General features: G+C 59.3%; 14 protein-coding genes. All 14 read left to right on the forward strand.

What is annotated here, in order from left to right; translation table 11 throughout:
* Positions 1-43: 43 nt before the first annotated feature.
* On the forward strand, positions 44-1,573 hold the full coding sequence (locus BLU15_RS29940; protein WP_090300441.1) for an ABC transporter ATP-binding protein: 1,530 nt from the start codon (positions 44-46) through the stop codon (positions 1,571-1,573).
* The gene (locus tag BLU15_RS29945) at positions 1,563-2,612 is read left to right on the forward strand and encodes an ABC transporter permease (RefSeq protein ID WP_090300443.1); all 1,050 of its coding nucleotides are present in this window, start codon (positions 1,563-1,565) and stop codon (positions 2,610-2,612) included. The genes BLU15_RS29940 and BLU15_RS29945 overlap by 11 nt, the downstream gene beginning before the upstream one ends.
* A 1-nt stretch (position 2,613) precedes the next feature.
* Entirely contained in the window at positions 2,614-3,555 is a 942-nt protein-coding gene (locus BLU15_RS29950) for an ABC transporter permease (RefSeq protein ID WP_034800188.1), read from the forward strand.
* Positions 3,552-4,844 carry an amidohydrolase family protein gene (locus tag BLU15_RS29955; RefSeq protein WP_090300445.1) on the forward strand — a complete coding sequence of 431 codons (1,293 nt, stop codon included), beginning with the start codon at positions 3,552-3,554 and terminating at the stop codon, positions 4,842-4,844. Before BLU15_RS29950 ends, BLU15_RS29955 begins: the two co-directional genes overlap by 4 nt.
* A gap of 379 nt (positions 4,845-5,223) precedes the next feature.
* Positions 5,224-5,490 carry an AbrB/MazE/SpoVT family DNA-binding domain-containing protein gene (locus BLU15_RS29960; RefSeq protein ID WP_034800189.1) on the forward strand — a complete coding sequence of 89 codons (267 nt, stop codon included), beginning with the start codon at positions 5,224-5,226 and terminating at the stop codon, positions 5,488-5,490.
* Positions 5,487-5,924, forward strand: coding sequence for a type II toxin-antitoxin system VapC family toxin (locus BLU15_RS29965; RefSeq protein ID WP_034800191.1), 438 nt, complete (start codon positions 5,487-5,489; stop codon positions 5,922-5,924). The genes BLU15_RS29960 and BLU15_RS29965 overlap by 4 nt, the downstream gene beginning before the upstream one ends.
* A 276-nt stretch (positions 5,925-6,200) precedes the next feature.
* The gene (locus BLU15_RS29970) at positions 6,201-6,449 is read left to right on the forward strand and encodes a hypothetical protein (protein WP_034800193.1); all 249 of its coding nucleotides are present in this window, start codon (positions 6,201-6,203) and stop codon (positions 6,447-6,449) included.
* 216 nt (positions 6,450-6,665) lie between these two features.
* A complete protein-coding gene (locus BLU15_RS29975) occupies positions 6,666-7,706 on the forward strand; it encodes an ABC transporter substrate-binding protein (protein WP_090300447.1) in 1,041 nt (346 codons plus the stop codon).
* A gap of 119 nt (positions 7,707-7,825) precedes the next feature.
* Positions 7,826-8,590: an ABC transporter permease gene (locus BLU15_RS29980; protein ID WP_060529703.1), complete on the forward strand. Its 765-nt coding sequence runs from the start codon at positions 7,826-7,828 to the stop codon at positions 8,588-8,590.
* A gap of 15 nt (positions 8,591-8,605) precedes the next feature.
* Positions 8,606-9,409: an ABC transporter permease gene (locus tag BLU15_RS29985; protein ID WP_034800199.1), complete on the forward strand. Its 804-nt coding sequence runs from the start codon at positions 8,606-8,608 to the stop codon at positions 9,407-9,409.
* A complete protein-coding gene (locus BLU15_RS29990; RefSeq protein ID WP_060643749.1) occupies positions 9,406-10,494 on the forward strand; it encodes an ABC transporter ATP-binding protein in 1,089 nt (362 codons plus the stop codon). Before BLU15_RS29985 ends, BLU15_RS29990 begins: the two co-directional genes overlap by 4 nt.
* A 122-nt stretch (positions 10,495-10,616) precedes the next feature.
* The gene (locus BLU15_RS29995) at positions 10,617-11,477 is read left to right on the forward strand and encodes a TauD/TfdA dioxygenase family protein (RefSeq protein WP_090300449.1); all 861 of its coding nucleotides are present in this window, start codon (positions 10,617-10,619) and stop codon (positions 11,475-11,477) included.
* 33 nt (positions 11,478-11,510) lie between these two features.
* The gene (locus BLU15_RS30000; protein WP_060643751.1) at positions 11,511-12,158 is read left to right on the forward strand and encodes an RraA family protein; all 648 of its coding nucleotides are present in this window, start codon (positions 11,511-11,513) and stop codon (positions 12,156-12,158) included.
* The gene (locus BLU15_RS30005; protein WP_090300451.1) at positions 12,158-13,087 is read left to right on the forward strand and encodes a carbon-nitrogen hydrolase family protein; all 930 of its coding nucleotides are present in this window, start codon (positions 12,158-12,160) and stop codon (positions 13,085-13,087) included. The genes BLU15_RS30000 and BLU15_RS30005 overlap by 1 nt, the downstream gene beginning before the upstream one ends.
* Positions 13,088-13,091 lie beyond the last annotated feature (4 nt).

Below are 13,091 nucleotides of genomic sequence, written 5' to 3' on the forward strand. Positions count from 1 at the left end.
GACGGGAAAGGAAGTCCCCACAACTCCTCTTCCGGTCGCCGACGTGTCTAGCAAAACCGCCCTTCGTCTTTCCCGCATCACCAAGCGCTTCGGCCCACTCAGGGCTAACGACGGCATTTCGTTTGAACTCAAGCAGGGCGAAGTCATAGCACTTCTCGGGGAGAACGGCGCCGGCAAGACGACTCTGATGAACATTCTGTTCGGCCACTACGTCGCCGACGAAGGAACCGTCGAGGCATTTGGCAAGCCGCTGCCGCCGGGAGATCCGCGCGCTGCCATAGATGCCGGCGTCGGCATGGTTCACCAGCACTTCACCCTCGCTGACAACATGACGGTGCAGGAAAACATTGCGCTTGGCACGCAGAGCATTTGGCGCCTGCGGCTCGACCGGGCCGCCGCGCGACGGCGCATCGAGCGATTGTCCGCCGATTTCGGCCTCGCCGTCGACCCCACAGCTACCGTCTCCAGCCTTTCAGTCGGCGAGCGACAGCGCGTCGAGATTCTAAAGGCTCTTTATCGCGAAGCCCGAATCCTAATCATGGACGAGCCGACGGCTGTCTTAACCCCCGCCGAGACTGAGGCACTGTTCCGGACGCTGAAGCTGCTCGTCGCCAAAGGCCTGTCGATCATCTTTATCTCTCATAAATTACACGAAGTGATGGCCGTCAGCGATCGTGTGCTGGTTCTGCGTTCCGGCCAGCTCGTCGGTGAGCGCGAAACAGGTTCGACCGATCGCAAAGAACTGGCAGCGCTCATGGTTGGAAAAGAGGTCAAGCCAGCCAACGTCAGTCCGCTGAAGCTCGGAGCACCGCTGCTCGCACTCGAACAGGTCTCCGCAACGGCCTACAACGGGGCGGGCCTCGACAAAGTATCGCTCACCCTTACAGCCGGTGAAATCACCGGAATTGCCGGCGTCGCCGGCAATGGTCAGGCTGTCCTTGCTGCCCTTATAGCCGGCATCCGGCGTCCCACCAGCGGCAGCATTTCCATCGCTGGACGGGACGTCGCCGACTGGTCGCCGCGCGCCGCGCTCGCACATGGCGTGGCCCGCATTCCGGAAGACCGCCACGCTATCGGCAGCATCGGCGACATGAGCGTGACGGAAAATGTCATCGCCGAACGCTACCGAAGCCCTCGGTTCAGCCGCATGGGCTTCCTGAATTGGAAAGCCGCCGGGCGTTTCGCAGAGAAACTCATTGCCGACTACGACGTCAAATGCCCTTCGCCCGAAGCACGCATACGCCTACTCTCAGGCGGCAACATGCAGAAGCTCATTCTCGGCCGGGCCCTTGATGCCGACCCCGCGGTCATCCTGGCAAGTCAGCCGACACGCGGCCTCGATGTCGGCGCCGTCGCCTATGTTCATCGCATGCTGCTCTTAGCGCGAGATCGGGGCGCCGCGATATTGCTCATTTCGGAAGATCTCGAAGAAGTCCTGGCATTGTCCGACCGCATCTTCGTTATGTTCAAGGGGCGCCTTTCCACACCCTCTGCAAGGGGCGAACGCAGCATTCGGGAACTGGGGGAACTGATGGCGGGCCACAGCGGGGAGCGCGGCGATCATGCGGCTTGAACCGAAACCCGCGCTGTCCCTGGCGATCACCTTGCTGTTTCCGCTGGCTGCCATAGGCACCACACTGGTGCTGACGTCGGTACTGGTTCTCGCCGCCGGCGCTTCCCCACTGTCCGTCTTCTATCTTGTGGCGAAGGGGGCGGCCGGCTCACAGTTCGCATTCCTAGAGACCTTGACCCGGGCGACGCCACTGATCTTCACGGGTTTGGCGATCGCCGTCGCCTTTCGGGCAAAGCTCTGGAACATCGGCGCAGAAGCCCAACTCTACATCGGTGGCGTCGTCACCGTGGCGCTGGGAACGGGCGCACTGCCCCTGCCTTCGGTTGTTCTAATCCCGGTAATTATGGTCGCCGTCATGGCCGCAGGCGCGTTGCTTCTGCTCGGCCCAGCCGTGCTGAAGACGCGTTTCGGCGTCGACGAGGTGGTCACAACGTTGCTGCTTAACTTCATCGTCCTGCTGTTCGTGTCGATGCTGCTCGAAGGTGTGCTCAAGGATCCGATGGGGCTCGGCTGGCCGCAATCGCAGAAGGTCATTGCCGAAGCACAACTGCCGCGCCTTATCCAGGGCAAGCGCCTGCACTATGGCTTCATCATCGCCCTTGCTTCGGCCGTCCTCATCTGGCTCGTCATGAAAAAGACGGTTCTCGGTTACGAAATGCGCGCCGTCGGCATCAATCCCGAGGGCGCACGTTTTGTCGGAATTCTGGTCGACCGCACTCTGATGAAGACGGCGTTGCTTTCGGGAGGATTGGCCGCTCTCGCGGGTTTTTCCGAAGTCTCCGGGCTCAAAGGCAACCTGACGCTCGACCTGTCGCCAGGCTACGGCTACGCGGGCATCGTCGTCGCTATGCTGGCCATGCTGAATCCGCTCGGCGTCATCGCCTCTGCCATCTTCGTCGCCGGCATCTTCGTCGGCGCAGATGCCATGAGCCGAGTGGCCAAGGTACCGAGTTACATAGCCGACGTCATGGTCGCCACCTCGTTACTGACGATGGTTGTCGCGATCCTTCTGACGCGATTCCGAATCAGGTGGAGGTGACATGGACGCGCTCGAAATCCTCTTCACCGCTTCTTTCTGGGTTGCCGCAATCCGCATAGCATCTCCGCTGATTTTCGCGACGATGGGCGAGTTGATCTGCGAGCGCGCGGGCGTTCTTAACCTCGGCATCGAGGGGATCATGACGGTAGGCGCTTTCGCCGGCTGGTTTACCGTATATTCCGGCGGCGATCTTTGGGCCGGCTTGCTGGTCGCTGCCCTTTTCGGTGCCATGTTCGGCCTGCTGCATGCGACGCTTACGGTACCACTCGGCCTTTCGCAGCACGTCGTCGGCATCGGTGTTACGCTACTTGCCACAAGCCTTACCTATTTCGTCTATCGCCTTGCGCTGCCCGAAGTGACGTCGCCGCCCAAAATCGAGCCGTTCCAGCCCCTGCCGATCCCGGGCTTATCCAGCATCCCGGTCGTTGGCGAGGCGCTGTTTACCCAGACGCCATTGACCTATCTCGCATTCATCTCGGTTGCAGCCGTTGCCTGGATCCTCTATCGCACGCCCATCGGTCTCGCCGTTCGTGCTGCCGGCGAAAATCCGTCAGCGGTCGAAGCGCAGGGCATTTCGGTCACGGGCATCCGCATGGGCGCCGTTGTCGTCGGTAGCGCGTTGATGGCGGTCGGCGGCGCCTTTCTCACCACCTCGGCTTTCAACTCGTTCTTCTTCCAGATGATCAATGGACGCGGCTGGATTTGCATCGCACTCGTCGTCTTTGGCTCATGGCGGCCAGGAAAGGCGCTGATCGGCGCCGTCCTCTTCGCCGCCTTCGATGCCTATCAGGTTCGTCTGCAGCAAATTTCGGGCGGCATCGTGCCCTATCAGGTTTTCCTGATGATGCCCTATGCGCTGTCGATCCTGGCGCTGATCCTGGTCGCACGTCGTGCCGCATACCCTAAAGCTTTGATGATCCCGTACCAGAAAGGCGAAAGATGAGTTTTGACCTGATCGTAAAAGGTGGCACGCTACCCGATGGCAACGTCGCCGACATCGGCATCAAGGGCGATAGGATCGCCGCGATCGAGCCACGCATCGATGCCGAGGCTGGTCGTGTCGTCGATGCCTCGGGCGACCTCGTCAGTCAGCCCTTTGTCGATCCGCATTTCCATATGGACGCAACGTTGTCCTACGGCCTGCCACGTATCAATGCCTCAGGTACGCTGCTCGAAGGCATCGCGCTGTGGGGCGAACTCAAGCCGCTCCTGACCCACGAGGCCGTCAAGCAGCGGGCGCTAGCTTATTGCGACTGGGCTGTCTCGATGGGTCTCCTCGCCATCCGCACCCATGTCGATACATGCGACGACCGCCTTCTTGCGGTGGAAGCACTGCTAGAGGTTAAGAAGGAGATCGCCCCCTATATCGACCTCCAGCTTGTCGCCTTCCCGCAGGACGGGTTCTATCGCTCCCCGAATGCTCGCGAAAACACCATCCGCGCCCTCGACATGGGCGTCGACATCGTCGGTGGCATTCCGCATTTTGAGCGGACCATGTCCGACGGCACGCGTTCCGTTACCGAACTATGCGAGATCGCGGTAAAGCGCGGCGTGATGGTCGACCTGCATTGTGACGAGACGGACGACCCGTTATCGCGCCATATCGAGCAGCTTGCCTATGAGACCCAGAGGCTCGGCCTGCAAGGCCGGGTAGCTGCCTCGCACCTTACATCGATGCATTCGATGGATAACTACTACGTCTCGAAGCTACTGCCGCTGATTGCGGAAGCCGACATCTCAGTGATCCCCAATCCACTCATAAACATCATGCTTCAGGGGCGCCACGACACCTACCCTAAGCGCCGTGGCCTGACGCGAGTGCCCGAGATGCTGAAGGCCGGCATCCGCACCGGCTGGGGTCAGGATTGCGTGCTCGATCCCTGGTATTCCCTCGGTACAGCCGATATGCTCGACGTCGCCTTCATGGGAATGCACGTCGCCCAGATGTCCTCGCCCACAGACATGCGCACCTGCTTCGACATGGTCACCAAGATCAATGCCGAGATTATGGGCCTCGATCATCTCGGTCTAGCCGTGGGCAAATCCGCAAGCCTCATCGTACTCCATGCGGGCAACCCCATCGAGGCGGTGCGCCTGCGTGCCGAGCGGCTTTGTGTCGTCGCAAAGGGCAAGGTCGTGGCAGAACGCGAAAAGCGCGATACGACTCTGTCCATTAAGGGCCGTCCCGCGACCATCAACCGCCGTCACATTGTGCCACTGCAAGCGTTTTGATATGCATATGCACCCGCGCACCGAAGCGCCAACATCTTTGACTTCCCTAAACGTCGGCGGCCTGCGCCTCCAGATAGGGCAGATCACCATGCCAACACCACGACGTTCGGCCTGGTTGGCAATGTCGCCGAGCGTGGCTTTGCGCTGCAGCAGTGCTTTCCGAAATCCCTCGATCGCGACCGGAAGACCGATCTGTTCCCGCACCAGAACGCCACAACACTTTGCCACCTTGCCCCGGTCGCATGAGATCGAGTTTGGCTGCTATCACGGCCTCGATCCTGTTTGCAGGAAACCTTCCTTTCACCGAGTAAGTCAAGCTCTCCCTTGAAATCTCGCTTGTCAGTGTGTATATGCAAATGTATATGCAGAGGAGAGTTTTATGCCGCAGATTAGACACAACGAACCTCCTGCGAGGGAAGCTAAGCTCTTCCGGAATAACAAGAGCCAGGCTGTTCGCATCCCGGCTGACTTTGAGCTTCCCGGCGATCGAGTGATGATCCATCGCGACGGGGATCGGCTTATAATAGAGCCGCTGCGTCGCAAGAACCTGCTGGAAGTCTTGGCAGGTCTGGATCCTCTTGGGCCTGAAGATCAGTTCCCAGATATTGACGAGACTTTGTTGCCCGCCAAGGAAATCGACCTGTGAGCAACCTTTTCATGCTGGACACAAATATCGTGTCCGAATTGGCTCGGAACCCGAGAGGGCAGGTCGCTGAACGTATTGCGGCGGTCGGGTCGGAGGCAATCTGCGTCAGCATCATAACGGCGGCAGAATTGCGTTATGGATGCGCCAAGAAGGGTTCCCCAAAGCTGCTGGCCCAAATCGAAGCCCTTCTAGAAAGCATTCTGGTGCTCGCGCTCGACGTGCCCGCCGACGCCAAGTACGGCAACATCCGCACTGAGTTGGAAGCTGCAGGCAAACCAATCGGCCCAAATGACCTATTGATCGCTGCTCATGCCTGTGCCGCAGGCGCAGTCCTCGTCACAGCCAATGCCCGTGAGTTCACGCGCATTCCCAACCTTCGGGTTGAAAACTGGCTGGACGCGACCTCAAAGCAACTTAGGGGTGCATCCAACTGAGAAATGATCAAGTTAGGCAAGGCTCCCGCATCCGCAATGCCGGCGCCGCTTAACAGCTTGCACAGGAGCCAGATCATCTCGGGCGTCAGCCCGAAAACTTCAAAGAAGCTCGACCAAAGATTTCAGCGCAGAGTTTTGGACTTCTCCCAGGGCGGGAAGTAAGCTAAGATTCAACCTGTTCGATATGAGCGGCACCGTGTGCTTCCGGACGACGCGATCTTCGCTGTGAGACCGTCCGGCCACATTTCCTCGCCGGACTCTCACAGGAGAGTCGCCATGTCGAAGCCTTTGAAGAATGTACTGGAACCGTCAAACGAGGCGGGTGCGCAACATGACGTCGCGGTGGCGGCGGCTGTGGAACTTGCGATGGAGTTTTACGGCTGCGACGCCGTGACCGCTGCGGCCAAGCGCGCATTCGAGGCCAGGGATCTCAATCGCGAAAGCCATTACCGGTTCTGGCTTCATATCTTCAAATCCCTGAAAGCCAATCCACGCCTAATCAACGAAATCTGCCAGCCGGGGTGACAGAGCGGCTGCCTGTGGCAACGCGCATAAACCCAAGCGCGGATTCATAGAGCTTGAGGCCCTCAAGACCGAATCCGCTTTGAGCCGTCGGCCAGTTCAGCGAATGCAACACGATTGATATGATTTCAGTATCAATACCGGGAAATCGATATTGGAGATCGCAAGACTGGCTGGCGCAATGTCACCGTACCGACAACACCAACAAAGGGGATCGTCATGAAGTACACTGCGCTGTGCGCGCCCGCGATCGTATCAATGGTTTTGGCTGCGAACGGCCACGCCGAAACGCTCATCGTCAACAGCTATGGCGGGCCGTACGAAACTATCATTCGGGAGCGGATCATTGAGCCTTTCGAGGCCAGGTTCGGGATAAAGGTAATCTACGACGCCGTCGGTTCGGCCTCCCAGGATTACGCCAAGATCAAGGCGACGAATGGCCGCCCTGGCTTCGACGTCGTCGTAATGACCGCTTCCCAATCGCTCGAAGGGTGCAAGGAGGGCCTGCTTGAGGAGTTTTCACCAGAGGAGGTTCCTAATCTTGAGCGTCTGTCGTCGGCGATTGCCGGCGTTGCTGGTCCCTGCGGCGCGGTTCACGAAGTACAGTATCTCTCGCTTCTTTACCGGACGGACAAGCTGGCAGAGCGTCCAAATTCCTGGAACGCGCTCTTGGATGATGGCCTCAAGGGCAAAATCATCCTGCCGACATTCCAAAACGTGATGGCCGCCTACCTGATGGAGATCTTCTCGGTCGCCCATGGTGGAGATCTGCTCGAGAACGTCGATCCCGGCTTTGCCGCCATGGCCAAGCTCGCCGGACAGTCGATCGGCTTTGAGCAGTCATCCTCAGTCATGGAAACGTACCTCAAAGGGGGCGACGTCTGGGCGATGCCATTCTGGAACGGGCGCGCGCAGCTGCTCGTCGATAGCGGTTTGCCGGTCGACTATGTTCTGCCGAAGGAAGGCTCTATCCCCTTGGTCGCAACCCTGAACGTGCCGAAGCACGCGGCGAACCGAGACGCAGCTCTCAAGTTCGTGAACTTCTTTCTCGAAAAGACCAGCCAGGAGGCATGGGTCACCGGCTACAAGGTCGGCAGCGGCAGGATCGACATCGAGGTGCCCGCCGATATCCGCGCCAAGCAGATCACCACCGAGGCCGATCTAAAGGCCCTTCTGTTGCCCGATCTCGCGGCGGTCGCAACACGGCTTTCCGCCTGGGGCGAACGATGGGAACGTGATGTCGTCGCGGCGGCCAAGTGAGGTAGATCATGGCCGTCATTGTTTCTCCGACAAAGCCCCCGCCCGCCGGAGCCCCTGTCAAGGGACTTCTGCCGCTGATCGCGCCGTCACTCGTCCTGGTGCTCTTCTTCGCGATACCGATGGGGATGATGATCGGGATCAGCTTTCAAAGTCAAGCGGAGGGCAGCCCGACACTTGCGAGCTACAGCCGCTTCTTCAGCAACGACCTTGTCCTTGCTGGCCTGGCCCGCACCGTCGTGATGTCCGGCCTTGTTGCGCTCTGCGTGACCGTCCTAGCCTATCCTCTCGCCTACTATCTGGCACGCGCCACGTCGCGCTGGCGAACGGTCATCTTCGCGCTTGCCATTGCGCCCGAATTGGCGGGGGTCGTGCTTCGCACCTATGGCTGGCTCATAATTCTTGAAGATCGCGGGTTTATCAATTCCGCGCTGATGTGGACCGGATTGATTACGGAACCCTTGCCTTTGTCGAAAAACCTTTTCGGCGTCGTGGTTGGGCTTACTCACGTCATCCTGCCATTTGGCGTGCTGTCCCTTCTGACGAGCCTCCAGGGTATCAACCCAAGTCTGGAAAAATCTGCGCAAATTCTTGGCGCGTCACGTCTTGCTGTAATCCGGCACATCATCCTGCCGCTCTCCGTGCCAGGAATCGTAAGCTCCTTCTTGATTGGCTTCACCATGGCCGCAAGCGCTTATGCGACCCCGGCCCTCCTTGGCGGCGCTGGTTTCAAAGTCATGGCCACAATGGTCTACGAGCAGGTGCTGTTCTATCTCGATTGGCCCTTCGCGGCGGTCATGGCGAACGTTCTTCTCATCCTGATGCTGGCCGCCGGCTTCGTCGGATCCAGGCTGGAGTCGCGCCTCCACCAAAAACTTCACCTTTAATCTCGGGAGGCTCCGATGAACCGACTGCTCACATATCTGTTCAGGATGGCGCTTGTCGCCATCCTTGCCTTTATCACTCTTCCGCTGGTGGTCGTCGTTGCGGCCTCTTTCAGTCCAACTTCGGCTGTGACGTTCATCCCAAGCGAATGGACCTTTCAATGGTACGCGGCACTATGGACTAGCCGCTGGCTCGATCCGTTTCTACTCAGCGTCGAACTTGCCGTCATCGTATCGCTCGCTAGCGGACTGCTCGGCGTCCTTGGAGCTTATAGCGTCGCCTACGCAAAATGTCCGGGGCATACCGCCATCATGGCGTTCCTCTTGTCACCCATGTCGGTCCCGCAAATCGTCAAGGGCGTGGCCGTCGTCCTATTCCTGTCCTCGGTTGGACTTTACGACCTGCTAGGGACACCCGGCCTTGTCATGGCTCACATCATTCTGACGTTGCCCTACGTCGTGCGCATGGCGGCCACCGCGATGTTTGGTTTCGACAAGCGGCTGGACCGCGCGGCACGCGTATTGGGCGCTAGCGTCACGCAGAGGATCCGATACGTGCTGTTGCCGCTGATCCGCTCCGGCCTCTTCTCGGGGATGACCTTCGCCTTCATCATTTCCTTCAACAACATCCCGCTGTCCGTCTTCCTGGTCAGACCCGGTCAGACGACACTTCCGATTACCGTCATCAATCATCTCGAATACAGCCTGGATCCGGTGCTTGCGGCCGTGAATGTCGCATCGCTCCTCTTCATCCTTGGCGTAATCATCCTTTTCGAAAAGATCGGCGGCTTCTCCGCCCAATTCCACGGGGGTAGCAAATGACCACCATCGATATTGAACTCCTTTCCGTCAGCAAGCAGTTCGGTGCAAACCGCATCGTCGACGATATCAGCCTTGCCATCCCTAAGGGAAAATTCGTCAGCATTCTTGGTCCGTCCGGATGTGGTAAGACGACGACCCTCAATATGATCGCCGGATTTGAAGCGCCCTCGAGCGGACAAATCCGAATTCGCGGCCGCGATCAGCAAGGCGTCCCGCCGGAAGCCCGGAAAATCGGACTGGTCTTCCAGAACTACGCACTCTTCCCGCATATGACGGTCGCCCAGAATGTCGGCTTTGGCCTAAGGATGCAGGGCCGGCCCCGCGAGCAAATCGCCGACGGTGTCTCACGAGCCTTGAAAAGTGTCCATCTTGAGGGCTTTGAGGATCGCTATCCGAAGGAACTTTCAGGGGGGCAACAGCAACGGGTCGCAGTCGCCCGGGCGATTGCGCCCTCGCCGTCGGTGCTGCTTCTCGATGAGCCGCTCTCAAACCTTGACCTTAAACTCCGGGAAGCGATGCGCGTCGAGCTGAAAGAGATCCAGGAAGATCTCGGCATGACCTTCATCTATGTCACACACGACCAGGAAGAGGCGATGGCCATGTCCGATCGGATCATAGTCATGCATGGCGGAGTGGTCGCGCAGGAAGGAGCGCCCGCGGATATCTACGGCCGCCCGAGAACCTCCTTCGTGGCAGATTTCATAGGCAAGTCCAATATCCTCCCGGCATCCGCAGAGACCGGGGCCGATCGGAAGCTGAAGGTTTCCCTCGGCGCGGGAAAGGCGGTGCTCACCGCCGAGCCGGCAGAGGACGTTGATCCTGACGATGTGCGCTTCTGCTGTATCAGACCGGAGGCCGTTAGGCTCGCAGATGCGGCAGGGGCCCTCGACGAACCGGCAAACCGCCTGACCGGAACCGTCCAAAAGGTCGTCAATCTGGGCGCCTATCTCGAGGCCTGGATGCTCGTCGATGGCGGGATCACCTTGAAGTCCATGATCCGCTCGACCCGCCTCGAGAAGCTCTCGCCCGGCTGCCGCGTAGATCTCGCAATCGCCCATTCCGCTGTCCAACTGCTGCAGCAATAGTGACATTCATTGTATTCCAATATTAATGCAAACGAATTGATATTGGAATTCCGACTTATCACTCCGCTAAGCTCTATGTGATCCCGAGCCCGGGATCTTCCCACACAGAGGCGAAGACACACATGAAAACTAGAGTTTCGGCAATCCAGAATGACAGCAACGTCTGTGCAGATATCGTCGGGTTCGATTTCTCCGACTACAACGACGCGGACATTGCGGCAGTTCGATCCTACTGGCTGCAATACGGCGTCATTCGCTTTCGGGCGACCGATATCACAGACCAGCAGCAGGTCGACTTCTCCCGTCACTTCGGAGATTTCGTCATCCATCCCAAGCAATTGCAGGAAGGCGGACACCCGATCCATCGCGAAATCCTGGTGATCAGCAATGTGATGAAGGACGGCAAGCCGAGTGGCGCGCTCGGCAACAGCGAGGCGACGTGGCACACGGACACATGGTTCTACGAGCGCCCGCCCGCCGGCGCCATCCTCAGGGCGATCGAGGTTCCCCCTTCCGGCGGAGACACGTATTTTCTGTCGACCTACCAGGCTTTTGAAACGCTCCCCGAGGAGCTACGCAGTGCTGTTGAGGGGCGGCAGATCTTCTTCCAGAACGTCTACGACAAAACGGGGAAATTGCGCCTCGGGAAAGGCGAACCGACGAGCGCGGATTTTCGCGAGTGGAGCGGCATCGTTCATCCGCTGGTCAGAAGCCACGGCGAGACGGGCCGCAAAGCGCTTTATCTTGGCGGGACGTCGGAAGGGGCGTGGATCGTCGGCTTGCCGCTCGATGAAAGCAACGACCTGATCTCAAGGCTTTGGGAGCACACCACCAACACGCCGGAAGTCTTCGTCCAGAAATGGAGCGTGGGCGACATCGTGATGTGGGACAACCGTTGCACGATGCACCGGCGCGATTCATTCGACCCGAATACGATCCGGATTATGCATCGGACGACGACATCCGGCGAGCGCCCGGTCTGATTTGTGAACCACAGGGCAGATCGGAGTTCATCGATGTCCCAGCCTTACAAGATCGAAAAACAGCTGCAAGCGATTCCGGACGCATTGCGAACCCTGCTTGAGGGAGTCGAAACCGCAACCATCGGCCACTTCGAATATCTTGGATTTGTTGGGGCAGGAATTGCGCCGGTCTTTCCGGTCAAGGCAATTGGAACGGCAGTCACGGTCGCCGCGCCCGGCCGTGATGGAGCCGTCATCTACACGGCAATCGATCTGCTCCGCCCGGGAGATGTTCTCGTCATCTCCCGGGTCGACCGGGACGACGTCGCCTGCGTCGGCGGCGGTGTCGTTGCTGCTGCCCGAGCGCGTGGCGCTGTCGCCATTATCGTCGATGGTCCTTGCACCGACATCGAGGAGATCCGCGCCAGCCGCTTCCCGGTGTGGTGTCGCGGAGTCTCGTCCAAGACGACCAGCCGCCGGCACCAGATTGGTGGCGCGATCAACGTCCCGATCGCATGCGGCGGGGCGGCCGTGCTGCCCGGCTATGCGGTCTTAGCAGATACGGAGGGTGTCTTCGTTGCCGATCCGTCCGATATGCGCTGCATCGCGGACGTCGCCCTCGAGCGCCAACAGCGTTCCCTTAAGCTCCGGCCCTACCTTGAGGCCGGCCATTCCATTTTCGAACTGGATCGGATCGTATAATGAAGATTTCCCTCGTCCAGATGAACTCCCAACCCGACCGCGACAGCAATTTACGCGCGGCCGAGAGCCTGATGCTGCAGGCAATCGCACGCGATACACCAGATCTCATCGTTCTCCCGGAACATTTCGACTGGTCCGGCGGCACGATGGCGGAGAAACTGGCGGCGGCTGATCATATGCCGGGCGGCGACGCCTATCGCATATTGCAGACGTTCGCCGCCCGGCAAAAGGTCTGGATCCACGGCGGCAGCTTGCTCGAAAGGGTCGATGGAAGTTCGAAGATCTACAACACAACGGTCGTCTTTGACCCAGAAGGTAACGAGGTCGGCCGCTACCGCAAAGTTCACCTGTTCGACATCCAGACGCCAGATGGCAAGATGTATCGAGAATCCGCCACCGTTGCGCCTGGAGAAAGCCTGTTCGTTTACGAATCCGGCGGTTTCAGGATCGGCTGTGCGATCTGCTACGACCTTCGCTTCCCCCGGCTCTTTGATGCGCTTGCAGATGCCGGCGTCGATGTGGTCATTCTGCCCGCGGCCTTCACGTTACAGACGGGAAAGGACCACTGGGAAGTGCTCTGCCGTGCACGCGCGATCGAGCACCAGGTCTATTTCGTCGCCTGTGGTCAGTGGGGAGGCTACACTGCAGCGGACGGAGATCGCCGTTTCACCTACGGCAACTCTCTCGTCTGCGACCCCTGGGGACAGGTTGTAGCCCGCGCCGTCGATCAGGTCGGTGTGGTTTCCGCACACCTCGATCTCGAGCGTGTGGCGGTAGTCCGCAAGCTCATTCCCGCCGCGTCGCACAAGGTTTCGTTTGTCGATCAAGCACGCGTCGACCGAGGTTGCAGGCGCAGTGATCGTTGCAATTCCTCTTGCAGCTCGTCTGCGCAGACCTTCGGGGCACCAATTTCTTATAGTAGCACGTAGACAA

This window comes from Ensifer sp. YR511 (assembly GCF_900103045.1).
Classification (GTDB): domain Bacteria; phylum Pseudomonadota; class Alphaproteobacteria; order Rhizobiales; family Rhizobiaceae; genus Ensifer; species Ensifer adhaerens.

Coding starts and splice junctions, on each gene's coding strand:
- BLU15_RS30005 (WP_090300451.1), top strand. CDS start 12,158: ATGAAGATTTCCCTCGTCCAGATGAACTCCCAACCCGACCGCGACAGC.
- BLU15_RS29980 (WP_060529703.1), top strand. CDS start 7,826: ATGGGGATGATGATCGGGATCAGCTTTCAAAGTCAAGCGGAGGGCAGC.
- BLU15_RS29945 (WP_090300443.1), top strand. CDS start 1,563: ATGCGGCTTGAACCGAAACCCGCGCTGTCCCTGGCGATCACCTTGCTG.
- BLU15_RS29955 (WP_090300445.1), top strand. CDS start 3,552: ATGAGTTTTGACCTGATCGTAAAAGGTGGCACGCTACCCGATGGCAAC.
- BLU15_RS29950 (WP_034800188.1), top strand. CDS start 2,614: ATGGACGCGCTCGAAATCCTCTTCACCGCTTCTTTCTGGGTTGCCGCA.
- BLU15_RS30000 (WP_060643751.1), top strand. CDS start 11,511: ATGTCCCAGCCTTACAAGATCGAAAAACAGCTGCAAGCGATTCCGGAC.
- BLU15_RS29995 (WP_090300449.1), top strand. CDS start 10,617: ATGAAAACTAGAGTTTCGGCAATCCAGAATGACAGCAACGTCTGTGCA.
- BLU15_RS29990 (WP_060643749.1), top strand. CDS start 9,406: ATGACCACCATCGATATTGAACTCCTTTCCGTCAGCAAGCAGTTCGGT.
- BLU15_RS29970 (WP_034800193.1), top strand. CDS start 6,201: ATGTCGAAGCCTTTGAAGAATGTACTGGAACCGTCAAACGAGGCGGGT.
- BLU15_RS29985 (WP_034800199.1), top strand. CDS start 8,606: ATGAACCGACTGCTCACATATCTGTTCAGGATGGCGCTTGTCGCCATC.
- BLU15_RS29960 (WP_034800189.1), top strand. CDS start 5,224: ATGCCGCAGATTAGACACAACGAACCTCCTGCGAGGGAAGCTAAGCTC.
- BLU15_RS29975 (WP_090300447.1), top strand. CDS start 6,666: ATGAAGTACACTGCGCTGTGCGCGCCCGCGATCGTATCAATGGTTTTG.